General features: G+C 70.2%; 20 protein-coding genes. 11 read left to right on the forward strand and 9 right to left on the reverse strand.

The window, feature by feature from the left end:
* Positions 1-338: 338 nt before the first annotated feature.
* From ACFULQ_RS33570 to ACFULQ_RS33585, 4 genes are read left to right on the forward strand one after another with little or no spacing between them, the layout of a single operon-like run.
* Positions 339-1,634, forward strand: a complete 1,296-nt coding sequence (locus tag ACFULQ_RS33570; RefSeq protein WP_383551256.1) for an extracellular solute-binding protein — start codon at positions 339-341, stop codon at positions 1,632-1,634.
* 6 nt (positions 1,635-1,640) lie between these two features.
* Positions 1,641-2,639, forward strand: a complete 999-nt coding sequence (locus ACFULQ_RS33575; RefSeq protein ID WP_383551258.1) for a carbohydrate ABC transporter permease — start codon at positions 1,641-1,643, stop codon at positions 2,637-2,639.
* On the forward strand, positions 2,636-3,469 hold the full coding sequence (locus ACFULQ_RS33580) for a carbohydrate ABC transporter permease (protein WP_383551260.1): 834 nt from the start codon (positions 2,636-2,638) through the stop codon (positions 3,467-3,469). Before ACFULQ_RS33575 ends, ACFULQ_RS33580 begins: the two co-directional genes overlap by 4 nt.
* Before the next feature lie 58 nt (positions 3,470-3,527).
* Positions 3,528-4,568, forward strand: a complete 1,041-nt coding sequence (locus ACFULQ_RS33585; protein WP_383551262.1) for an endo-1,4-beta-xylanase — start codon at positions 3,528-3,530, stop codon at positions 4,566-4,568.
* A 116-nt stretch (positions 4,569-4,684) separates the two neighbouring features.
* Here the strand turns inward: ACFULQ_RS33585 and ACFULQ_RS33590 are convergent, their stop codons facing one another.
* The 3 genes from ACFULQ_RS33590 to ACFULQ_RS33600 all read right to left on the reverse strand — a co-directional run bounded on the left by ACFULQ_RS33590 (position 4,685) and on the right by ACFULQ_RS33600 (position 7,035).
* Positions 4,685-5,719: a LacI family DNA-binding transcriptional regulator gene (locus ACFULQ_RS33590; RefSeq protein WP_383551266.1), complete on the reverse strand. Its 1,035-nt coding sequence runs from the start codon at positions 5,717-5,719 to the stop codon at positions 4,685-4,687.
* Between the two features lie 204 nt (positions 5,720-5,923).
* Complete coding sequence (locus ACFULQ_RS33595) at positions 5,924-6,121, reverse strand: DUF5999 family protein (RefSeq protein WP_383551268.1); 198 nt, start codon at positions 6,119-6,121, stop codon at positions 5,924-5,926.
* A 347-nt stretch (positions 6,122-6,468) separates the two neighbouring features.
* The gene (locus ACFULQ_RS33600) at positions 6,469-7,035 is read right to left on the reverse strand and encodes a hypothetical protein (RefSeq protein WP_383551270.1); all 567 of its coding nucleotides are present in this window, start codon (positions 7,033-7,035) and stop codon (positions 6,469-6,471) included.
* A gap of 524 nt (positions 7,036-7,559) precedes the next feature.
* On the opposite strand from ACFULQ_RS33600, the gene ACFULQ_RS33605 reads away from it, so the two are divergent.
* Positions 7,560-9,077: a glutamate-cysteine ligase family protein gene (locus tag ACFULQ_RS33605; protein WP_383551272.1), complete on the forward strand. Its 1,518-nt coding sequence runs from the start codon at positions 7,560-7,562 to the stop codon at positions 9,075-9,077.
* A 123-nt stretch (positions 9,078-9,200) separates the two neighbouring features.
* Here the strand turns inward: ACFULQ_RS33605 and ACFULQ_RS33610 are convergent, their stop codons facing one another.
* Together ACFULQ_RS33610 and ACFULQ_RS33615 are read right to left on the reverse strand one after the other, a co-directional pair.
* The gene (locus ACFULQ_RS33610; protein WP_383551274.1) at positions 9,201-10,769 is read right to left on the reverse strand and encodes a hypothetical protein; all 1,569 of its coding nucleotides are present in this window, start codon (positions 10,767-10,769) and stop codon (positions 9,201-9,203) included.
* Between the two features lie 69 nt (positions 10,770-10,838).
* Positions 10,839-12,620 carry a substrate-binding and VWA domain-containing protein gene (locus ACFULQ_RS33615; protein WP_383551276.1) on the reverse strand — a complete coding sequence of 594 codons (1,782 nt, stop codon included), beginning with the start codon at positions 12,618-12,620 and terminating at the stop codon, positions 10,839-10,841.
* A gap of 188 nt (positions 12,621-12,808) precedes the next feature.
* Between ACFULQ_RS33615 and ACFULQ_RS33620 the strand changes: the two genes are divergently transcribed.
* The gene (locus ACFULQ_RS33620) at positions 12,809-13,609 is read left to right on the forward strand and encodes a CPBP family intramembrane glutamic endopeptidase (RefSeq protein ID WP_383551278.1); all 801 of its coding nucleotides are present in this window, start codon (positions 12,809-12,811) and stop codon (positions 13,607-13,609) included.
* 35 nt (positions 13,610-13,644) lie between these two features.
* Here ACFULQ_RS33620 and ACFULQ_RS33625 read toward each other — a convergent pair whose 3' ends face one another.
* Positions 13,645-14,457 (reverse strand): PhzF family phenazine biosynthesis protein, encoded by an 813-nt coding sequence (locus tag ACFULQ_RS33625; RefSeq protein ID WP_383551280.1) that lies wholly within the window; start codon positions 14,455-14,457, stop codon positions 13,645-13,647.
* Positions 14,458-14,661: 204 nt separating this feature from the next.
* Here ACFULQ_RS33625 and ACFULQ_RS33630 point away from each other — a divergent pair, with 204 nt between their 5' ends.
* The 4 genes from ACFULQ_RS33630 (at position 14,662) to ACFULQ_RS33645 (ending at position 18,050) form a co-directional block, all read left to right on the forward strand.
* Positions 14,662-15,861 (forward strand): NAD(P)/FAD-dependent oxidoreductase, encoded by a 1,200-nt coding sequence (locus ACFULQ_RS33630; RefSeq protein ID WP_383551282.1) that lies wholly within the window; start codon positions 14,662-14,664, stop codon positions 15,859-15,861.
* A gap of 30 nt (positions 15,862-15,891) precedes the next feature.
* Positions 15,892-16,794, forward strand: a complete 903-nt coding sequence (locus tag ACFULQ_RS33635) for an RNA polymerase sigma-70 factor (RefSeq protein ID WP_383551284.1) — start codon at positions 15,892-15,894, stop codon at positions 16,792-16,794.
* Positions 16,795-16,888: 94 nt separating this feature from the next.
* Positions 16,889-17,779 carry an alpha/beta hydrolase gene (locus ACFULQ_RS33640; RefSeq protein ID WP_383551286.1) on the forward strand — a complete coding sequence of 297 codons (891 nt, stop codon included), beginning with the start codon at positions 16,889-16,891 and terminating at the stop codon, positions 17,777-17,779.
* 121 nt (positions 17,780-17,900) lie between these two features.
* Entirely contained in the window at positions 17,901-18,050 is a 150-nt protein-coding gene (locus ACFULQ_RS33645) for a hypothetical protein (protein ID WP_383551307.1), read from the forward strand.
* 13 nt (positions 18,051-18,063) lie between these two features.
* Here the strand turns inward: ACFULQ_RS33645 and ACFULQ_RS33650 are convergent, their stop codons facing one another.
* Positions 18,064-18,960, reverse strand: a complete 897-nt coding sequence (locus ACFULQ_RS33650; protein WP_383551288.1) for an aminoglycoside phosphotransferase family protein — start codon at positions 18,958-18,960, stop codon at positions 18,064-18,066.
* A 161-nt stretch (positions 18,961-19,121) separates the two neighbouring features.
* Here ACFULQ_RS33650 and ACFULQ_RS33655 point away from each other — a divergent pair, with 161 nt between their 5' ends.
* Positions 19,122-19,751: a PadR family transcriptional regulator gene (locus tag ACFULQ_RS33655; protein WP_383551290.1), complete on the forward strand. Its 630-nt coding sequence runs from the start codon at positions 19,122-19,124 to the stop codon at positions 19,749-19,751.
* Between the two features lie 66 nt (positions 19,752-19,817).
* Here the strand turns inward: ACFULQ_RS33655 and ACFULQ_RS33660 are convergent, their stop codons facing one another.
* Positions 19,818-20,246, reverse strand: coding sequence for an SRPBCC family protein (locus ACFULQ_RS33660; RefSeq protein WP_383551292.1), 429 nt, complete (start codon positions 20,244-20,246; stop codon positions 19,818-19,820).
* 124 nt (positions 20,247-20,370) lie between these two features.
* On the reverse strand, positions 20,371-20,559 hold the full coding sequence (locus ACFULQ_RS33665) for a hypothetical protein (protein ID WP_383551309.1): 189 nt from the start codon (positions 20,557-20,559) through the stop codon (positions 20,371-20,373).
* Positions 20,560-20,649 lie beyond the last annotated feature (90 nt).

Raw genomic sequence — 20,649 nt, forward strand, 5'->3', positions numbered from 1 at the left:
AGCGTCATGGCGGAGTGGCGGGGTCCGGCGGGAAGGTGGCCGCGCTGGGCGCTGGGGCTGATGGCCGGGTCCACATGGTACGTGCGGGTCCGGTTCCTTCGTAAGGATCGCTGACGTAGCCGAATGTTTCGGGTTCGCTGGGCCTTCTGTCGGAATCCGAGCCTGTCCGCTCACTGCCTCGCCGTCATCCTTCGAACATTCCCTGTGCACAAGGGGTTGCCACCTTTCAGTAGCTGTCTCTAGGGTGCGGCAGCAGCGAAGCTTTCTGGATCTACTCCGAAACTTTCGAAACGCAGGACGGACAAAGACGTCTCCGTCCCGTACCCAAGGAGCGCAAAATGGGCGACCCGGCACTGTCCCGCCGTGGCTTTCTGGCGGCGTCCGCCGCGGCCGGTCTGGGCATGACGGCACTGACCGGCTGTGGCGGCGACTCGGACGGAGGATCGTCCGACGGGACGACCACGGTGGAGTGGTGGAACATCTCCACCACCGAGCCGGCGAAGAGTGTCTGGGCGAGCCTCGCCAAGAAGTACGAGGCACAGAACCCCAAGGTGAAGATCAAGATCGTCCAGCTGGAGAACGACGCCTACAAGTCGAAGATGACGGCGCTGACCGCCTCCGGGAAGCTCCCCGACATCTTCCACACCTGGGGCGGGGGCGTGCTCAAGCAGCAGGTCGACGCGGGGCTCGTCGAGGACCTGACCGACCGGACCAAGCCGTGGGCCGACGGTCTGCTCAAGGTCACCAAGGAGCCGTACATCCTCGACGACAAGGTCTACGGCATTCCGTTCGACATGGGCATGATCGGCTTCTGGTACAACAAGAAGCTCTTCCAGCAGGCCGGTGTCAGCGAACCCCCCACCACCTGGGGCGGCTTCCTGGAGGCCGTGAGCAAGCTCAAGTCGAAGAACATCACGCCCATAGCCCTGGCGGGCAAGGAGAAGTGGCCCGGCATGTACTACTGGGCCTACCTCGCGATGCGCACGGCCGGCATCGACGCCCTTCAGAAGGCGAGCGAGGACAAGGACTTCACCGGTGCCGGGTTCATCGAGGCCGGGCGGCACCTCAAGGAACTCGTGGACCTCCAGCCCTTCCAGAAGGGCTTCCTCAACGCCGCCTACTCCACCCCGACCGGCCAGGCGGCCGCCGTGGGCAACGGCAAGGCGGCCATGGAACTGATGGGCCAGTGGGCCCCGTCCGTGCAGGCCGACTCCGGCAAGGGACTCGGCGCCGATCTCGGGTTCTTCCCGTTCCCGGCGGTCGAGGGCGGCAAGGGGGCCATCACCGAGGTGTTCGGCGGTGGCGGCGGACACGCCCTGCGCCGGGGCGCCCCGCAGGCCGCCGTCGACTTCCTGAAGTTCTTCGCCTCCGAGGCCACCGAACTCGAACTGGTCAAGAAGACCAGCGTCCTTCCCGTGCTGCCGAACGCGGAGAAGGCCATGACCGACCCCAACCTCAAGCTCGTACAGGCCCAGTTGAAGGCCGCCACCGGCTTCCAGCTCTATCTCGACCAGGCGTACGCGCCCGCCGTCGGCCAGGAGGTCAACGACAGCGTGGCCGCGCTGATCGCCGGCTCCAAGTCCCCCGAACAGGTCGCCCAGTCGATCACGCAGACCGCGAAGGAAGAGCAGTAGCCCGCGATGACCTCCACGTTCCTCGCAGACAAGCGGAGCGGTCCGGGCACCGAACTCCCGCCCCCGGAATCAGTCAGGGCCCGGGGGCGGGGCCGGCGGCGGGTGCTGCACTGGCTCACCGCGGTCGGCTTCCAACTGCCCGCGCTGGTGCTGTTCATCGGCATGGTCCTGCTGCCGATGCTGTTCGCGCTGTACGCCGCGTTCTTCCGCTGGGGCGGCTTCGGCATGCCCTCCGACTACGTCGGCACGGACAACTTCACGGATCTCTTCGACAACCCGGTCTTCCTGGGCGACCTGTGGCGCTGCCTCGTCCTGGTGCTGCTCTCCCTCGCGCTCCAGCTGCCGTTCGCGCTCGCCATGGCGGTCCTGCTCAACCAGAGGCTGCGCGGCCGGGCCGTCTACCGGATGCTGTTCTTCGCGCCCTACGTCCTGTCCGAGGCGATCACGGGTGTGCTGTTCAGCATGGTCTTCGCCCCGGACGACGGCCTCGCCGACCACGTCCTGGGCGCGGTCGGACTGGACGGCGTGGGCGGGCTCTGGTTCGCCGACCCGTCGTACGTCATGGCGACGCTCTTCCTCGTCATGACCTGGAAGTACTTCGGCTTCCACATGATGCTCTACCTGGCCGGACTCCAGTCGATCCCACGGGAGTTGACCGAGGCGGCGCTCATCGACGGCGCGAGTGCCTGGCAGCGGTTCCGCAACGTCACCCTGCCGCTGCTCGCGCCCACCCTCAGGATCAGTGTCTTCCTGTCCGTCATCGGGGCGATCCAGCTCTTCGACCTGGTCTGGGTGATCACCCAGGGCGGGCCCGACCACCACTCCGAGACGATGGCCGTGACCATGTTCCAGTACGGCTTCAAGCGCTACCAGGTCGGCTATGCCAGCGCGATCAGCGTGGTCATGTTCGGCATCTGCCTCGTCTTCGCCCTCGCCTACCAGCGGTTCGTGCTCCGCCGCGACCTCGAAGGGGCCACCACGACGATGAGGGGGGACGGCAAGTGACCAGCCGTACAAGGGGCGTTCGGACCCTGCCGCTGCACGTGATCCTCGTCGTCGTCGGCGCGGTGATGGTCGTACCCCTGGTGTACGCCGTCCTGTCCGGGTTCAAGTCGACCGACGAGCTCTCCAGCAATCCCTTCGGGCTGCCGCGGAAATGGCTCACCAGCAACTACACCGACATCCTCGCAGGCGGTGACTTCTGGCGGCTGCTCGGCAGCAGCACGCTGATCGCGGTCGGTACGACGGTGCTGGTGGTCGCCCTGTCCGCGCTGGCCGCGTTCTCCTTCGCGCGGTTCGCCTTCCGGGGCCGGGAGGCGCTGTTCACGCTCTTCACGATGGGGCTGATGTTCCCCTTCGCGGTGGCGGTGCTCCCGCTCTTCCTGCTGCTGCGCTCGCTCGACCTGCTGGACAACCCGCTCGGCGTGATCCTGCCGCAGGCGGCCTTCGGACTGCCGATGACGATCATCATCCTGCGCGCCTTCTTCCGGGAGATCCCGGGCGAGCTGGAGGAGGCGGCCACCCTCGACGGGTGCTCCTCCTTCGGGTTCTTCTGGCGGGTGCTGCTGCCCATGGCCCGGCCGGCGCTCGGCACGGTGTCGGTGCTCGCGGTCGTCACCAGCTGGAACAACTTCATGCTGCCGCTGCTGGTGTTCACCGACAACACGTGGTGGACGCTGCCCGTCGGTGTGCAGCAGTTCCAGGGGCAGTACTCCGCGGAGTACGCCCGGGTCTTCGCCTATCTCGTCCTGGCGATGGTGCCCGCCCTCGCCTTCTACTCGGTCGCCGAGCGGCAGCTCGTCGGCGGCCTGACCGCCGGTGCCACGAAGGGCTGACACCGGCCTCCGCGAGAAAAGTACGGCTCACCCACCCCCGCACGTGAGGAGTCGCCCCATGCGCACAAACCGTCTCAGACTTGTCGGAGTGCTCGCCGCGGCCCTGGTCGTCGCCGGGCTCGGCGCGCCTGCCGCCCAGGCCCACGGCAAGCCGGTCACGCTCGCCGAGCTCTCTCAGCGGCACGGGCGGTACTTCGGCAGCGCCACGGACAACCCCGAGCTCGTGGACGAGCCGTACAAGCAGATCCTCGGCAGCGAGTTCGACCAGATCACGCCGGGCAACGGCATGAAGTGGTACGCCACCGAGCCTCAGCAGGGCGTCTTCGACTTCTCCCAGGGCGACGAGATCGCTGACCTGGCCCGCTCGCACCACCAGAAGGTGCGGGGCCACACCCTCGTCTGGCACAGCCAGTTGCCCGACTGGGTCACCTCGCGGGAGTGGACGGCGGCTGAGCTGAGGGCCGTGCTGAAGAAGCACGTCCAGACCGAGGTGCGGCACTACCGGGGGAAGGTGTTCGCCTGGGACGTCGTCAACGAGGCGTTCAACGAGGACGGTACGTACCGTGAGACCGTCTTCTACAAGACGCTCGGGCCCGGGTACATCGCCGACGCGCTGCGGTGGGCCCGGCAGGCCGATCCCAAGGTCAAGCTGTACCTCAACGACTACAACATCGAGGGGATCGGGGCGAAGAGCGACGCCTACTACCACCTGGCCAAGGAGCTCAGGGCGCAGGGCGTGCCACTCGACGGCATCGGGCTCCAGGCCCATCTCGCGCTCCAGTACGGCTATCCGACGACCCTGGAGGACAACCTCCGCCGCTTCTCCAGGCTGGGCCTCGACACCGCGCTCACCGAGGTCGACATCCGGATGATCCTTCCGGCGACGGAGGAGAAGCTAGCGCAACAGGCCGAGTGGTACGGCGACCTGACCGACGCGTGCCTGGCTGTGCGGCGGTGCGTTGGCATCACGGTGTGGGACTACACCGACAAGTACAGCTGGATTCCGGCGTTCTTCGAGGGGGAGGGGGCCGCGTTGCCGTGGGATGAGCAACTTCAGCCCAAGCCGGCTTACTTCGCGATCAGGGGCGCGCTGGAGTAGGGGGCTTGAGGCTGTCGTACGGCTGCGGGTGAGTGGGGGCTGGTCGCGCAGTTCCCCGCGCCCCTGAGAAGCTTCACTGGACCTACCCGCAGCCGTACGACGGCCCGACGCCCCCCTCACTGCCTCGGTGGGGCTGTGCTTGCTCTTACCACCAGGTCCGTGCCCAGTTCGACTCGCGGGGTGTCCGGGGGTTCGTTGCGGGTCAGTTTGAGGACTGTGCGGACCGCCAGTTTGCCCATGTCGGCCAAGGGCTGGCGGATCGTGGTCAAGGGGGGTGCGGACCAGCGGACTTCCGGGAGGTCGTCGAAGCCGACCACGCTCATGTCCTGGGGGACCCTGAGGCCACGTCGGCGCAGGGCCTCGATCGCGCCCAGGGCCATCTGGTCGCTGGCCGCGAAGACCGCGGTCGGCGGTTCGGGGAGGTCGAGGAGCTTCTCGCAGCCGGCGAAGCCGGACTCCGGGTGGAAGTCGCCGGGGACGACCAGTGACTCGTCGAGGGTGAGGCCGGCGCCCTCCAGGGCGGCCCGGTAGCCGTCGAAGCGGGCCCGGGAGCAGAGCAGTCGGGGCGGTCCGGCGATCAGGCCGATCCTGCGGTGGCCCAGCGACAGCAGGTGCTCGGTGGCCGCCAGTCCGCCCGACCAGTTGGCGGCGCCGATGGTGGGGGCGTCGAGCGCGGGGGAGCCGGCCGGGTCGACGACGACCAGGGGGACGCCGAGGGCCCGCAGTTCCTCGTGCAGGACCGTGTCCAGCGCCGAGGTGACCAGGATGACCCCGTCGGAGGCCCGGGCGCGCAGGTTGCGCATCCACTCGCGGGCCGCGCCGGAGCGGCCGTGGATCGCGGAGACCACGGTGCCGACGCCCTCGGCGTGGGCGATCTCCTCGACGCCCCGGATGATCTCCACGGCCCAGGGGCTGTCCAGGTCGTTGAAGACCAGGTCGAGCAGGGCGGCACGGGTGCCGGGGGCCGCCGGGCGCCTGCGGTAGCCGTACCGCTGGAGCAGTTCCTCGACCCGGGCGCGGGTCCGCGGGGAGACGTCCGAGCGGCCGTTGACCACCCGGGACACCGTCGGCACCGAGACTCCGGCCTGCCGGGCGATCTCCGTGATGGTGACCCTGCCCCGGGGCCCGGCACCGGCCGCGCCTGCTGTCACTTGCCCACCTCCGCGTCGTAGCTTCGAAAGCGCGTTTCGAAACTTCCAGGAGTCTTCCGGAAAAGTGGGTCCATACACAAGGCATCACAGTCAGTGATCGCCCTCTGACATGCGTCGGGGCCGGTGCGCAGACAGTCGCTGCGAGCCGGCCCCTCAAGGTCTCCGGGCGGTACGACGGCCGTGGCCGCGGCCGCCCGGCCGTGCTCAGGCTGCCGAGGCCCCCGCGAGCGGGCGGTGCGGGGCGATGACCCGGCCGTCGGGCAGGAGCTCACCGGTGTCCTCGAAGAGCAGGACGCCGTTGCACAGCAGGCTCCAGCCCTGTTCCGGGTGGTGCGCCAGAAGGCGGGCGGATTCCCGGTCGGCGGAGTCGGCGGTGGGACACGGTGGCTGGTGCTGGCACATGGGTTGGATCTTTCGCTGTGTTGTGGTCATGACGTCCCCCGTCGTGATTACTCAGTCGGAACCCAGTGTTGCCCTACGGGCGTCAATCCGCAGGTATTTCGCATCACCACTTCTTCACAGGTTGGAGACGCGTCACCCGGCCGGACGGTTCATCCCAACTGCACTGTCCCTTCGGGTGGTTCGAGGGGGCCGGATAGGGCTAGTCCACCTGGTGTCGGCCTCGTTTTCGGCTCTACCGAGTAATTGTGCGCTCGTATGAGCAAATGGCGCGTCGGAAACACGGTCGTACCCCGCTACCCGGAATTCGGGGCGGGGTACGAGGGGCCGGGCCGGTCGGTCGAGGATCTTCAGGCCGGCGAGCTCAGCAGGGGAGCCGGAGTCAGCCGATGGGTCAGCACCGGGAGGAGTTCGGCGGCCCGGTGCGGACGGTGGGCGGCGATGCCGGGCGGGGCGGGGGCCAGCGGGACGAGCAGGTCGGTGGCGGCGAGGCGGCCCGTGGCGGCGTCCGCCGCGCAGTCGCCGTGCAGCCACAGCGCGAGCATGTACAGGGCCGGGATCGACAGCAGGCGCGGCTGCCAGGGTTGCTGCATCACCTCCGCCTGACGCAGCGCGCGTTCGGTGGACGGGATGTAGGGGCCCTCGAAGAAGTGCGAGAACGCCCAGCCGTCCGCGGTCAGCATGGTCTCCGCCGCCGCCACCGAGCGATCACCGCTGCGGATCAGGAAACGCCACCCGGTCAGCCGGGTGGCGGTGCCGTCCAGGACGTGCACGGGCAGGGGCAGCTCGGGTGTGACGGGGCCCTGGGCCCGCAGGAGAGAGGGGGTCCGGGCCTCGCGGACCGCGGTGGGCGAAGCGAGTGCGGTGAGGACGGAGCGAAGTGCGGGCGCGGGAGCCGGGGGGACATGCAGCGGCATGGTGGGTCGCCTCTCATTCGACAGGCACGGTGGCGCGAGGGCGGGGGCGGACGGCGCTGTCAGCTCACGGGGTCAGAGAGGCGGGGGCCGGGGTCCGGTGACGCGGGGGCGGGTGTGACTGCCGTACGTCACCTGACGGCAGGATCCAGGACCGCGGGTGCCAACCCTCTGCCTTGTTCGCGGAGTTTATACGACATATGTTCACACGGTGTTTCGTCTAGCCGTTTCCGGCGCGCGAAGCAAGGAGTCATTCGGTCGGCGATACGCGGGAATCCTCCCGAAACCGTGACTACTTCACCGCGGTGACCTCGGGGAATCCGCCCGAAGCGGTCGGCCAATTCTCGTCGGCGTTTTTCACGAGTTCCTCGGGGCACCCGAAACTGCTGAGCGCTTCATGCCGAGTGAATGTGCCACCGGTCACATCCGACAGGGTAGCGGGCTCGGGGCCGCCGCGGGACGTTATCGATCGTTCCGGCTGGGCATCATCCCACCTGACTCATGACGTATCGAGGAGGGACTCTCCGATGGGGGAGAAGGTCGTGGCAGGCCGGTTCGACCTGTCCGATCGCCAGAACTACCGCGACAAGCTCCGCAGGTGCCTGACGGGGCTCGAGCGGCTCCTGGCGGAGCGGCGGTTCGATCGGCCCAGGAACCTGATGGGGCTGGAGATCGAATTGAATCTGGTCGGCACCGACGGTATGCCGAGAATGTTGAACGGGGAGGTCCTCGAACGTATCGCGAGCCGAGATTTCCAAACAGAACTCGCCATGTTCAACCTGGAAGTCAACATAGCCCCACACAAGTTGGGCGGGCGGGTATTCGATCGGCTCGCGGAGGAACTCCGGACCTCGCTGGCATATGCCGACCGTAAAGCCGGCGAGCTCGACGCGGGAATCGTGATGATCGGCATTCTGCCGACCCTCGACCGGGACGACCTGGTCTCCTCGAACCTTTCCGACGTCGACCGCTACACCCTGCTCAACGACCAGATCGTGGCCGCGCGCGGTGAGGACTTCGTCCTCGACATCGACGGGGTGGAACGCCTCACCTGCACCTCGAAGTCCATCGCCCCGGAGGCCGCCTGCACCTCGGTGCAGCTGCACCTCCAGGTCACGCCGGGCCGGTTCGCCGATGTGTGGAACGCCGCGCAGGCGGTGGCCGGGGTGCAGATAGCCGTGGGCGCCAACTCGCCCTTCCTGTTCGGGCGTGAGCTGTGGCGGGAGTCCCGGCCGCCGCTCTTCCAGCAGTCCACGGACACGCGTCCGCCGGAGCTCCAGGCGCAGGGGGTGCGGCCGCGGACCTGGTTCGGGGAGCGGTGGATCTCCTCGGCGTACGACCTGTTCGAGGAGAACCTGCGCTACTTCCCGGCGCTGCTGCCGATCTGCGACGAGGAGGATCCGCTGGAGGTCCTCGACGCGGGCGGGGTGCCCTCGCTCGCCGAACTCGTCCTGCACAACGGCACGGTGTACCGCTGGAACCGGCCGGTGTACGGGATTGCCGACGGGGTCCCGCATCTGCGCGTCGAGAACCGGGTGCTGCCGGCCGGGCCCACCATCACGGACGTCATCGCCAACGCGGCCTTCTACTACGGCCTCGTCCGCGCCCTCGCCGAGGAGTCGCGGCCGGTGTGGACCCGGATGCCGTTCGAGGCGGCCGCGGCCAACTTCGACGCGGCGTGCCGGTACGGGATCGACGCGCGGATGACCTGGCCCCGGCGGGGGCGGTACGGCGGCACCGTGGAGGTCGACGCGGTGAGCCTCGTACGCGATGAACTGCTGCCGCTGGCCGAGCAGGGGCTCGCTGGGTGGGGCGTCGAGCCCGCCGACCGGGACCTGTATCTCGGGGTGATCGAGGAGCGGTGCCGCAAGCGGGCCAACGGGGCGTCCTGGCAGGCGGCGACCTTCCACCGGGCCCTGGAGGCGGGGCTGTCCCGGGAGGCGGCGCTCGCCGCGACGACTCGGCGGTACGGGGAGCTGATGCATCTGGGCGAGCCGGTGCACACGTGGCCGGTGGGGTTGCCGGAGCCGGCGTCGTTGGGGTGACGGGCGGGGGAGCGGGCAGGGTCAGGACCGGGCCCTCGCACGGATGACGTGCGAGGGCCCGGGGCGGCCGACCCGCGGATGGCCGGCCTCAGCGGCGGCTGTGCGGCCGTGAGCTCCGTGCCCTCATGAAGACCGTCGGGCCCTCCGTGCCGTCAGGAACACCAGCGTGCCGCCTGCCACCAGCAGCACGGCGATGCCCGTCCGCGGCAGGACTCCGTCCGTGCCCGTGGCGGCCAGCCGGCCGCCGGTCGTCGTCCCGCTCCCGGTTCCTCCGGTGCCGGAGCCGGACGGGGCCGTGGCCGACGGGGACGCTGAGGCGCTGGGCGACGGGCTGGGACTTGCCGAGCCGGTGGCCTGCACCTCGATCACCGCGGTGTCGTTCGTCGTGTCGTCGTCACGGTTGGGGTAGTCGGGGTTCTCCACCGCCGTCACGCTGCCCCGCGCGTCGGGGACGGCTCGGTCGATGCGCACGGTGAACTCCTGGGTCACCGAGTCGCCCGGTCCGAAGTCCGTGTTCGCGATGAGGCAGGTGTAGCTCTTCGCGCCGGCCTTTCGCGGGGTGCAGTTCCACAGCGGCCCGGGGTCGCCCTGCTCGCCGGGGCCCGGGGCGCCGGTGATGGTGGTGCCTGCGGGCGGGGTCACCACGAAGGTGCCGGAGTCGTCGGCGTCCATCCACCGGAAGTCCATCCGGCCCGGCCCGGTGTTCCGCACGCCCACGGTGATGCTCACCGTCTCGCCGACCTTGCCCTCGACGGTGTCACCGATGGCCTCGTAGTCGGCGTGCTGGGTGGTGGCGAAGGTGCCGTACCCGGAGCCGGTGAAGCCGGAGCCGGAGGCGACGGGCTTCAGGCCGAGCGGTGCGCCGGTGCCGGTCCTGGGGAAGCCGGACGGGTCGAAGGAGTCGGGCGCGGTGCCGCCGACCGGCCACACCACGTAGGTGTTGTAGCCGTACATGGTGTCCACGGCGGCGGTGTAGCGCAGCGGCACGTCCGTCTCGTAGGCCGAGCCGGGCGCGATCGGGGTGTCGAACCGGCACCAGGCGCCGGCCTCGGGCCGGTCCGCGTAGTGGCAGTTGGAGTGCTCGCGGGCGAGCTGGACGCCGTCGGAGTCCTGCACCAGCAGCATGACGCCCTTGTCGGCGGGGGCCGCGCCGGTGTCGACGAAGGCCGGAGTGCGTTCGAAGACGGCGCCGGGGGCGATGCCCTTCAGCGCCGGGTAGGGCCGGGTGACGAGCTTCGGCCCACCGACCAGGACGTCGGTCCTGCCGGTCACGGTGGGCGCGTCGGAGGCGGTGGCGGTGTAGGTGAGGGCACCGGTGTCGCCCGCCCTGGCGGCCGCGGTGGGCTTCAGGAAGAAGGGGTCGATCGACTCCTTGCCCGACAGCGGGCCGACCGCGCACCTGACCTTGAGGGCGCCGGTGCTCTCGCAGTCCCCCGTGACCACCATCGTCGCCTTCCCGGCCAGGGACGACGCGTCGACCGTGACCGAGACGTCATGGGCGTCCCCGCCCGAGGCAGTGATGCCGAGGTGCAGGTTCGGGCCCTCGCCCTCGGTGGGCAGGTAGTAGTTCTCCTGAGTGTCCAGGACGAGCGTCGTTCCGGCGGCGTCGGCGGCCGGGGTCGCGACCGCCAGGACGGCGGTTGCGAAAGCGGCGGCGGCCGCTGTCCGCCATGATCTGGATATCGTCAGCACGTTACGTGGACACGCCAGAGCATACGAAGGTTGCGTCCGACGGGCCGTCGGTCGACGGACAGGAGACGGTCAGCCGGCGCCGCTGCCCTGGGCCCCCGCTGCCACGATCGCCTTCAGGATGACCGTGTGGATCTGGGACGGGTCGTTGACCTGTTGGCCGGAGCCGCGGGTGGCCTCGGCCAGTTGCTGGGCTTCGGCCCGGTCGGCGTCGGGGCCCACCGCGATGACGATGAGCGGGACCGGGCGTTCGGGGTCGGAGAGCCGTTCGAGCTCGGAGATCAACTTTCCGCGCGAGATGCTGCCCGGGTCCTGGTTCACCCCGTCGGTCAGGACCACCAGCGCGTTGAACTTGCCCTGGGCGTAGGAAGAGGTGGCCGCCTTGTACGCGGCGAGCGTGGTGTCGTACAACCCGGTCGCCCCGCCCGCCACCGGCTGGAGGCCGGCGAACGCCGCCGACAGCCGCTCGCGTTGGGTGCCCGCCCCGCTTCCGCCGCTGTCGCCCAGGCGTTCGGTCGGCACGAGGATCTTGTAGTCCTTGTCGCCGTCGAGCTTGGTGGAGAACTCCCACAGGCCGATCTCGTCCTCCTGGGTGAAGGTCGCGAGGGCCTGGAGGAGGGACTCCTTGGTGACGTCCATCCGGGAGCGGCCGGTGCCCGGCACCGGCTCCGACATGGACGAGGACGCGTCCACGACCGTGGTGATCCGCGCGCTCTGCACGGTGATCGTCCAGGTGCCGAGGGCCTCCTGGAGCGCCGCCGCCGAGGCGGGCTCGCCGGGCGCCGCCGAGTACGGCTGCGGCACCTTGCCCCCGGCCTTCGCGACCAGTGAGGCCGACACCTGGTCGTCGGACGTCCGGAACCCCCGGTCCGTCAGCAGCTGTTCCTGCTCGGGCTTGCGCAGATACGTCATGAACCGGATCGCCGCCCGGCTCTCGTCCGTGGTCAGCCGGGTCTCGTCGACGAGCGCGAAGGGGTAGTCGAGTCGCGGTGAACCGTCCGTCGGGTAGAAGAAGCGCAGGTCTTCCTCGGAGTCGGCCGAGGAATTGTGCGCGAAGGCCGCCTGCTCGGACAGGACCAGCGCCTGATTGCGCTTCGGGTTGCCCTGCTCCGTGCCGGAGGCGTCCCGCGGGAGGGTCTCCACCACCTGCCCGTCGCTGTCCGAGATGCGCTGCGAGAGCGACTTCATCATCGCCGCGGCCTGGGTCTCGCCGCCCTTGACCTGTCCGGCCGCGCTGCTGAGCTGGGTGAGGGCGAGCAGTCCGGTCGCACTGCGCGCGGGGTCGGCGGCGCCCAGCTTGAGGGAGTCGTCCTGGAGCGTGGCACCCGCCAGCTCCAGCCAGCCGTACGTCTTCTGCGGCCAGCCCAGCGACCGGGCGGCGGCCGGTACCGTCGCCACCCCGACCGGGCTGGAGGCCACGTTGCCGACCCGTGCCACCTCCGTCGCGCCGCCGTCCGCGTCGATCTGCTCGACCCAGACGTCCGAGTCCGGCACCCACACCTGGACGCCGGGGTCCTTGCCGGCCGCGAGGGTGTCTCTGACCTTGTACGACTCGCGCGCGGTGACCGTGATGTCGACGCAGCGCCCGTCGGAGGTGAGGTTCTCGTCGTGGGCCCGCTCGGCCGCGGCGCGCAGGGCCGGGGCCACGTCGGGGGAGGCGGCGACCTCCAGGCGTACGGCCTCGTCCCGGCAGGAGGAGCCGAAGGAGAACAGACCGCCCTGGACGGCCGCTGCCGTGCCGCCGGCGACGGTCAGGACGAGCACCGTCGCGATGGCCACGGTCCTGCGGCGCGCGCGGGGACGGGGGTCGCTGCCGCCCGCCCCATACTGATCGGGCAAGCTGTGACGTCCCATGGCGGTGGTGCCCTCCCCTGTCGCTCTCTCCGTGCCGGCACGGCCGGTTATGGCAGGAAAGGGGGAGGTACGCCCCGTACGGCGTCCGTCCCCCCAACGGCCTTGCGCACGATCTTCGTAACTTCTTTCGAAGGACCCTAGCGGGGCGCTGATGGGGATGAGGCGGGATTACTCAACTGGAGGCAGGTGTGCAGGCGGAGGAAGGGGCAGTGGCCGATTCTTTTCCGCAGATGGCGCTCTCGCGGAAGTTCTTCCGTGACGAGACGCTGCTCGTTCTGGGGCTTTCGCTCGGTGCGAGCGGTGTGTCCGCGCTGATCAGTTTTGTCGGATCGGTCACCAAACCGGGGGGTCTCAAGGACCAGGCCGCGACCCTCAACGCCTCGGCCGCACCCGGCCGTCCCTGGCTGGATCTCGCCTGGCAGCTGTTCGGGATCGCGTCGGCGCTGGTGCCCGTCCTGCTGGTCGCGCATCTGCTGCTGCGTGAGGGGCAGAGCCTCAGGACCCTGGGCTTCGACCGCACCCGGCCGGGGCCGGACCTGCTGCGCGGGGCCGGGATCGCGGCCGTGATCGGCAGCACCGGGATCGCGTTCTACCTGGCCGCGCGTGGTCTCGGCTTCAACCTCACCGTGGTGCCCGAGGCGCTGCCCGACGTGTGGTGGAAGTACCCGGTGCTGATCCTGTCGGCGATGCAGAACGCGATCCTCGAAGAGGTGATCGTCGTCGGGTATCTGCTGCGCCGGCTCGGCCAGTTGGGCTGGACGCCGGGCACGGCGCTGGTGGCCAGTTCCGTGCTGCGCGGCAGCTACCACCTCTACCAGGGCATCGGCGGCTTCATCGGCAACATGGTGATGGGCGTGGTGTTCGTCTATCTGTACCGGCGGTGGGGGCGCGTGGGTCCCCTGGTGGTGGCGCATTCCCTGCTCGACATCGGGGCGTTCGTGGGGTACGCGCTGCTCGCGGGGAAGGTCGGCTGGCTGCCCACGGCGTGACCCGGGGCCGCGCCGCTTGAAGCCCGCGCTCTGATTCAGGCGAGCAGCTCGCCCTCGATGACCGTCACCGCGCGGCCGGTCAGGAGGGTGCGGTCACCGCGCAGGTGTGTGCGTACGCGGCCGGAGCGCGGTGAGGCCTGGAGGCCCGTGAGCGTCGTACGGCCCAGGCGCCGGGACCAGTGGGGGGCCAGGGCGGTGTGGGCGCTGCCGGTGACCGGGTCCTCGTCGATGCCGACGTTCGGGAAGAAGCAGCGGGAGACGAAGTCGTAGCCGAGCTCGGGGTTCTCGGCGCGCGCGGTGGCGATGATGCCGCGCTCCGAGTAGGCGGCCAGGGCCCCCAGGTCGGGGCGCAGGGCGTGCACGGTCTTCTCGTCGGCGAGTTCGAGCAGCAGGTCGCCGATGTTCGGGCCGGTGTCGAAGGCGGTGAGCGGCTCGGCGCCCAGTGCCTCGGCGACCCCCTCGGGGAGTGCGACCGGGGTGAGCGGGGCCGTGGGGAAGTCCAGGGTGATCGAGCCGTCCTCGTCCGGTGTGGCGATGAGGACCCCGCTGCGGGTCGCGAACCGCACCGGGCCCTCGTGGGCGCCGGTGGTGTGCAGGACGTGGGCCGTGGCGAGGGTCGCGTGACCGCACATGTTCACCTCGGTGACGGGCGTGAACCAGCGCAGCGCCCAGTCGGCCTCGCCGCCCCCGGGAAGCCGGTGGGCGAAGGCCGTCTCGGCGTGGTTGACCTCCAGGGCGATGTTCTGGAGCCGGTCGTCGTCCGGGAAGGCGTCGTCCAGGAGCAGCACCCCGGCCGGGTTGCCGGCGAAGGGGCGGTCGGTGAAGGCGTCGACGATTCGAATGCGCATGGGACGACCGTAGGGGGCGGATTGGCCCGTGGAACAAGGCCAATCCTGCTCCCGTGGACCGATTTTCTCGCGCCATGAAGTGATCTGGGTCACATGCTGTCACGGTGGTCCGCCGCCCGGTGTCTTGAGGCCGAACCCCTTGAGGGCGCACCCCTTGAGGCGGCCGATGAGATACGGACCGATGAGACGGAACAAGGAGACACCATGAACACCGAGATCCTCGTGATCGGCGGCGGCTACGCGGGCGTCATGGCGGCCAACCGGCTCACCCAGCGCGACGACGTGACCGTGACCCTCGTCAACCCGCGCCCGACCTTCGTCGAGCGGATCCGGCTGCACCAGCTGGTGGGCGGGACGCACCCGGCGCTCGTCGAGTACCGGAAGGTCCTGGCCGAGGGAGTGCGGCTGGTCGTCGACAGCGTGTCCCGGATCGACGCCGACGGGCGAGAGGTCGCGCTGGCGAGCGGCGGCACGCTCGGCTACGACTACCTGGTCTACGCGGTGGGCAGCGGAAGCGCCGACCCGAGCGTGCCCGGAGCGGCCGAGTTCGCCCACCCGATCGCCACCCTGGAGGACGCCCAGCGGCTGCGGCCGCTCGTCGAGGCCATGTCCGCCGCGGCCCCGGTGACGGTCGTCGGAGCCGGTCCGACCGGTATCGAGACCGCCGCCGAACTGGCGGAGCAGGGCCACGCCGTGACCCTGGTCTGCGGTGGGGTGCTCGGCCCGTACCTGCACCGCAAGGGCCGGCGCTCGGTCGCAGGCCGGCTGGCCGGTCTCGGGGTGACCGTGCTCGAAGGTGTGCGGGTGGCGGCCGTGACCGGCGATGTCGTACGGCTCACCGACGGCCGTACGATCCCCAGCGCGCTGACCGTCTGGACCGCCGGCTTCGGCGTGCCCGACCTGGCCGCGCGCAGCGGGCTGACCACCGACGCCCTGGGCCGACTGCTCACGGACGAGACCCTGACCAGTGTGGACGACGACCGCATCGTCGCGGCCGGCGACTCCGCGGCACCCTCGGACCTGCCGCTGCGCATGAGCTGCCAGGCCGCGATCCCGCTGGGCGCGCGGGCCGCCGACACCGTGCTCAGCCGGATCGCGGGGGAGTTGCCGGGGCCCCTCAACGAGGCGTTCGCCGGCCAGTGCATCAGCCTGGGCCGCGGTGCCGGGATCTTCCAGTTCGCGCGCCGCTCCGACGTCGCGGTGGGCCTCCACATCGGCGGTCGCCCCGGCGCACGGGTGAAGGAGTTCGTGTGCCAGGGAATCATCAAGCACCTCGCGGGCGAGGCCGGCAAGCCCGGTTCGTACGGTCTGCACAAGGTCTCGGGCGGCCCCAAGCGGCAGGAACTGCTGGAGGCCCGGCGTGCCGAGAGCGCGGCCCCGGCCACCGTCGAACAGGTCGCCTAATCCGCTGGCGATCAGGGGAGGGACCGGAACATGACTGATCACGCCACCGACACGTTCGTCGCCCACCGCAACCTGCTCTTCACCGTCGCCTACGAGATGCTCGGATCGGCGGCCGACGCGGAGGACGTCCTCCAGGAGACCTGGATGCGCTGGGTCAAGGTGGACCTGGAGCGGGTCGAGGACCCGCGCGCCTACCTGGTCCGCATCACCACCCGGCAGGCCCTCAACCGGCTGCGCACCATGACGCGCCGCAAGGAGGCCTACGTCGGCCAGTGGCTGCCCGAGCCGCTGCTCACGGCGCCGGACGTGGCCGAGGACGTGGAGCTGTCCGAGAGTCTGTCGATGGCGTTGATGTGCGTCCTGGAGACGCTGTCCCCGACGGAACGCGCGGTGTTCGTGCTGCGCGAGGTCTTCGACGTCGACTACGACGAGATCGCGGCCGCCGTGGAGAAGAGCCCGGACGCGGTGCGCCAGATCGCGCACCGCGCCCGCCGGCACGTCGACGCCCGCCGTCCGCGCAGAACGGCCTCCGCGAGCGAGACCCGCGCGGCGGTGGAGTCGTTCCGGCTGGCGCTGGAGACCGGGAACCTTCAGGGGCTGCTCGACGTGCTCGCGCCCGATGTCGTCCTCGTCAGCGACGGCGGCGGCATCAAGCAGGCGGCGATGCGGCCGGTCGTCACCGCCGACAAGGTCGCGCGCTTCATCTTCGGCGGCATCAACAAGTTCACGATCACCTTCACCTGCGAGGCGACGGAGGTCAACGGCAGCCCGGCGCTGGTGCTCCACGTCAACGGCGAGATGGACGGCGTCCTCGCGGTACGGGTCGAGGAGGGGCGGATCAGCGGTCTGTACTACGTCCGCAACCCGGAGAAGCTGACACGGGTGGAGGCGGAGACTCCGCTGACGCTGGGGGCGGCGCCGACGGCGGAATGACGGCGGCTCGGCGCTTCCCATTGCGCGAGGAGCGGCGGGGCATCCATTATCAGGAAACCTGTTACTTTAACCTTGTAGCGATGGGTGCCAAGTCATGCCGTTCAGCTCCCGTTTGCAGGCCAGAGCGATCCAGCTGCTGCTGGGTCGGGTCATGACGCGGGTCCACGAGGACCTGCGCTTCACCGAGATCCCGGCGTACACCGAGACCCTGCGGGTGGACACCGGCGCCGGTCCGGTGACCTGCACCGTCTACCGCCCGACGGCCGGCACCTCTCCCGCCCCTGTGTACGTCAACTTCCACGGGGGCGGGTTCGTGGTGGGTCGGCCGGAGCAGGACGATCACATCTGCCGCTACCTCGCGGCCACGGCCGGCTGTGTCGTGATCAACGTCGACTACGCCGTCGCCCCGCAGCGGCCGTACCCGGCACCCGTCACCCAGGCCTACGACGTCACCGCGTGGGTCGCCGGGAACGGCTCGGCGGGTGGCTGGGACGGCTCGCGCCTCGCCGTCGGCGGGCACAGTGCCGGGGCCAATCTGACCGCCGCGGTGTGCCGTCTGGCCAGGGAGCGGGGCACCTTCACGCCCCGGCTCCAGATCATCGACTCGGCCCCGCTGGACCAGCAGGCCGACCCGGCCACCAAGCGGTCCCTCGTCGCCAAGCCGCTGCTGTCTCCCCAGCTCATGCGGATCTTCACCGCGGCCTACGTCCCGGACCCCGCCGACCGCGCCCACCCCCTGGTCTCGCCCGCACTCGCCGACGACCTCGCCGGCCTGCCGCCCGCCCTGGTCATCACGGCGGAGAACGACCGCCTGCGCGACGAGGGCGACGCCTACGCCAAGGCCCTGGAGGCCGCGGGCGTCCCGGTCACCCACCGCGTCTTCGAGGGCGCGGACCACTACTTCACCCACACGGGGCCGGTGACGACGGGGAGGGCGGCGATCGACCTGATGGCGAGCAGCCTGCGGGAGGCGCTGAGCGACTGACGCGGGTTCGTCGCCGGGCTTTGAGGTTGGTGCCGGTCGGCCATGAGATGGACGGGGGCGGGTTCAGGCGGGGGCCAGCCGTACCTGGGAGGAGGTGGGTGTCTGCTGTTGGCGTCCTGCGGTGATCTCTCTGAGGGAACCCGCGTCCTTCAGCCTGCGCGGCGACTACTTTCCCGAACGGACCTCGCTGATGCGGCAGGTGAGTTCCGTGATCGAGGAGTTCCGCGCCACGCTGCCCCGGCAGCGCCCGCCGCGGGCCTTCCCGCACTGAGCCCCGCGGCGCGTCACCGCGTCGACTCCAGGATGCGGTCGAGTGTCCGGCGCCCCAGCAGACTCATCGTCGGATTGCTGTCGACGTAGTACCAGACGAGCCCCATCGCCTGCTCGAACGCCCACGCCTTGCCGCGCTCCCACTCCAGGTCGTCGCAGGCCAGCGTCCGCCGGAGCACGTCCCGCGGGCCCGGCCGCAGCAGGTGCCAGGCGCTGACCAGGTCCAGTGCGGGGTCGGCCGGACCGAAGCCGCCGGTGTCGAGCACGCCGGTGAGCCGGTCTCCCGTGACCAGCACGTTGCCGGGGATCAGGTCACCGTGGCTCATCACGTCGGCACTCGTGCGGGGCAGCTCACGAAAGCGGCTCCACAGCCGGCGCAGCCGGGGCACGTCGAGCAGGCCTTCGCTCTCCTCGAAGCACGTCGTCATCCAGTCGTCGTGATCCGCGATGACGCCGCCGCGGTTGTCGCCGCTGAACTGCCGTCCGCAGGTCTCGGCCTCCCGCAGGGCCGCGATGAAGGCCGCGAGGTCCTCGGCGAAGGCGTCGGACCCACTCGGGTCGGCGTCGGAGGCGACCGTTCCCGGCAGCCATGTCTGGACCGACCACGGCATGGGGTAACCCTCTCCGGGCTCTCCCAGGGCGACGGGTTCCGGCACGGGAAACCGGGACACCCGCGCCAGCTCCGCGCTCGCCCGGGCCTCCCGTTCCAGCACCGCCAGCGTTTCGGCGGCATCGGCCAGGCGCAGTGGGAAACGTGCGGCGAGGCCGGTCCCGATGCGGAAGATGGCGTGGACCGTCCCGGCCGCCGGGAGCGGTCGGATCTCCTCGCCGCTCCACTGCGGGAACTGCTCCTTGACCAGGGTCGTGACGATGTCGGCGGTCACGTCCACTTGGTCGGTGTGCATGGTCATTCCCGGAGCCCCCTGGATCGGATCAGCTGAGACGACGGCCAGTATTCACGCGCCGGGGCCCGGACCGCCCGGATTTTCGACCCTTGCCATGCGAGCTGTTCCGATATATCGTTGAAGCATCGCGACAGATCAACGATGAAACGATGAATGGAGTGATTGCGATGCGTTCCCACGGATTCGAGCGTGGACATGGTGGAGCCGGCCGTCAGGGCCGAGGTGGCTTCGAGGGCCGGCGTGGTGCCTTCGGGCCGTTCGGGCCCGGTGGTCCGGGTGGTCCCGGAGGGCCGTTCGGCGGGCCGGGATTCGGTCCCGGGCCCTGGGGGCCCAGGGGGAGGGGCGGCCCGAGGGGGCGGGCCCGGCGCGGTGACGTGCGGGCCTCGATCCTGGCCCTCCTGAAGGACCGGCCCATGCACGGTTACGAGATGATCCAGGAGATCGCCGAGCGCAGCGGCGGGGCGTGGAAGCCCAGCCCCGGCTCGGTGTACCCCACCCTCCAGCTGCTGGAGGACGAGGGGCTGATCGCCAGCGAGAGCGAGGGCGGCAAGAAGCTGTTCGCGCTCACCGAGGCCGGCCGTACCGCGGCCGACGAGGGCCCCGACGCGCCCTGGGAGGAAGCCTCCCGCGGCATCGACTTCGAGGCGCTCGGCGAGATCCGCCAGGCCGGCTTCGGCCTGATGGAGGCCTTCGGCCAGGTCTGGAAGACCGGCAACAAGGAACAGCGCGACAAGGCGGTGGCCGTCATCAACGAGGCCCGCAAGAAGCTGTACCTCATCCTCGCCGACGAGCACTGACAGTCGTACGACGATCAAAGGGCGCCCCGTGGAGAGATCCGCGGGGCGCCCTCGTGCGTGCCGTGCTCACTCCACCAGTCCGGCCAGCTTCCGCAGGGACTCGTTCAGCGCGGCGGTCCCCGAGTCCTTGAGCTTGCCCGCCATCAGGGACACGGCGGCGCCCGTGAACTCGCCGTCGATGCGCACGTCGGTGGCGTCGCCGTCGGGGGTCAGGGTGTAGCGCGTGGCCACGCTCACCGCCATCGGACCCTTGCCCCGGATGGCGAACAGCCGGGCCGGTTCCACTTGGTCGACGGTCCACTCGACCTCGGCGGGGAAGCCCATCAGCTTCATGTTCTCCTGGAAGGTCGCGCCCACTTCGAGCACCGCCGGGCCGCCCTTGGGGAAGCTGGTGTGGGTCGCGTTCCACTCCCCGTACGAGGACCAGTCCGTGAGCTGGGCCCAGACCTTCTCCGCGGGTGCCTGGACGCGTGCCTCCGCGCTGATTTCCGCCATGCGGCCACCTCTTCGTGTCGGGCTGTGGTGTCGCGGAACGTAGCCGCAGGCATCGCAACATTCAATACTGATGAACCGTCAGAAAATGCGGGCCCCTGAGCGGGGCCGGCCCAGCCGACCCCGCTCAGCCGACCGGCCGTATCGTCGCCGCGTCGAACAGATCCCACGCGCGTGGGAACGCGCTCTCGTCGTGGCAGTGCCAGGCCTCCCAGAACAGGTCGGCGAGCCGTGCGTCCCTCGGGGCGTACACCCGGTACACGTACTGCCTGCCGTCCACGGCCGGCAGGGCCACCAGCCAGCTCCCGCTCTCCACGCTCGTGGGGGACGAGTGATGTCGTGTTGCGGTTGCGCAAGGGGCGCATGGCAAGGCGGCGCGCGCCCGCCGTGACGGACAGTCCTGATC

Origin of the sequence: Streptomyces sp. NPDC057253 (genome assembly GCF_042669125.1) — a bacterium.
Classification (GTDB): Bacteria; Actinomycetota; Actinomycetes; order Streptomycetales; family Streptomycetaceae; genus Streptomyces.

What these genes read in the sequence shown, in the direction of transcription:
- ACFULQ_RS33570 (WP_383551256.1), top strand. Translation starts at nt 339, where the DNA reads ATGGGCGACCCGGCACTGTCCCGCCGTGGCTTTCTGGCGGCGTCCGCC.
- ACFULQ_RS33575 (WP_383551258.1), top strand. Translation starts at nt 1,641, where the DNA reads ATGACCTCCACGTTCCTCGCAGACAAGCGGAGCGGTCCGGGCACCGAA.
- ACFULQ_RS33585 (WP_383551262.1), top strand. Translation starts at nt 3,528, where the DNA reads ATGCGCACAAACCGTCTCAGACTTGTCGGAGTGCTCGCCGCGGCCCTG.
- ACFULQ_RS33595 (WP_383551268.1), bottom strand. Translation starts at nt 6,121, where the DNA reads ATGTGCCAGCACCAGCCACCGTGTCCCACCGCCGACTCCGCCGACCGG.
- ACFULQ_RS33600 (WP_383551270.1), bottom strand. Translation starts at nt 7,035, where the DNA reads ATGCCGCTGCATGTCCCCCCGGCTCCCGCGCCCGCACTTCGCTCCGTC.
- ACFULQ_RS33605 (WP_383551272.1), top strand. Translation starts at nt 7,560, where the DNA reads ATGGGGGAGAAGGTCGTGGCAGGCCGGTTCGACCTGTCCGATCGCCAG.
- ACFULQ_RS33615 (WP_383551276.1), bottom strand. Translation starts at nt 12,620, where the DNA reads ATGGGACGTCACAGCTTGCCCGATCAGTATGGGGCGGGCGGCAGCGAC.
- ACFULQ_RS33625 (WP_383551280.1), bottom strand. Translation starts at nt 14,457, where the DNA reads ATGCGCATTCGAATCGTCGACGCCTTCACCGACCGCCCCTTCGCCGGC.
- ACFULQ_RS33630 (WP_383551282.1), top strand. Translation starts at nt 14,662, where the DNA reads ATGAACACCGAGATCCTCGTGATCGGCGGCGGCTACGCGGGCGTCATG.
- ACFULQ_RS33635 (WP_383551284.1), top strand. Translation starts at nt 15,892, where the DNA reads ATGACTGATCACGCCACCGACACGTTCGTCGCCCACCGCAACCTGCTC.
- ACFULQ_RS33640 (WP_383551286.1), top strand. Translation starts at nt 16,889, where the DNA reads ATGCCGTTCAGCTCCCGTTTGCAGGCCAGAGCGATCCAGCTGCTGCTG.
- ACFULQ_RS33650 (WP_383551288.1), bottom strand. Translation starts at nt 18,960, where the DNA reads ATGACCATGCACACCGACCAAGTGGACGTGACCGCCGACATCGTCACG.
- ACFULQ_RS33655 (WP_383551290.1), top strand. Translation starts at nt 19,122, where the DNA reads ATGCGTTCCCACGGATTCGAGCGTGGACATGGTGGAGCCGGCCGTCAG.
- ACFULQ_RS33660 (WP_383551292.1), bottom strand. Translation starts at nt 20,246, where the DNA reads ATGGCGGAAATCAGCGCGGAGGCACGCGTCCAGGCACCCGCGGAGAAG.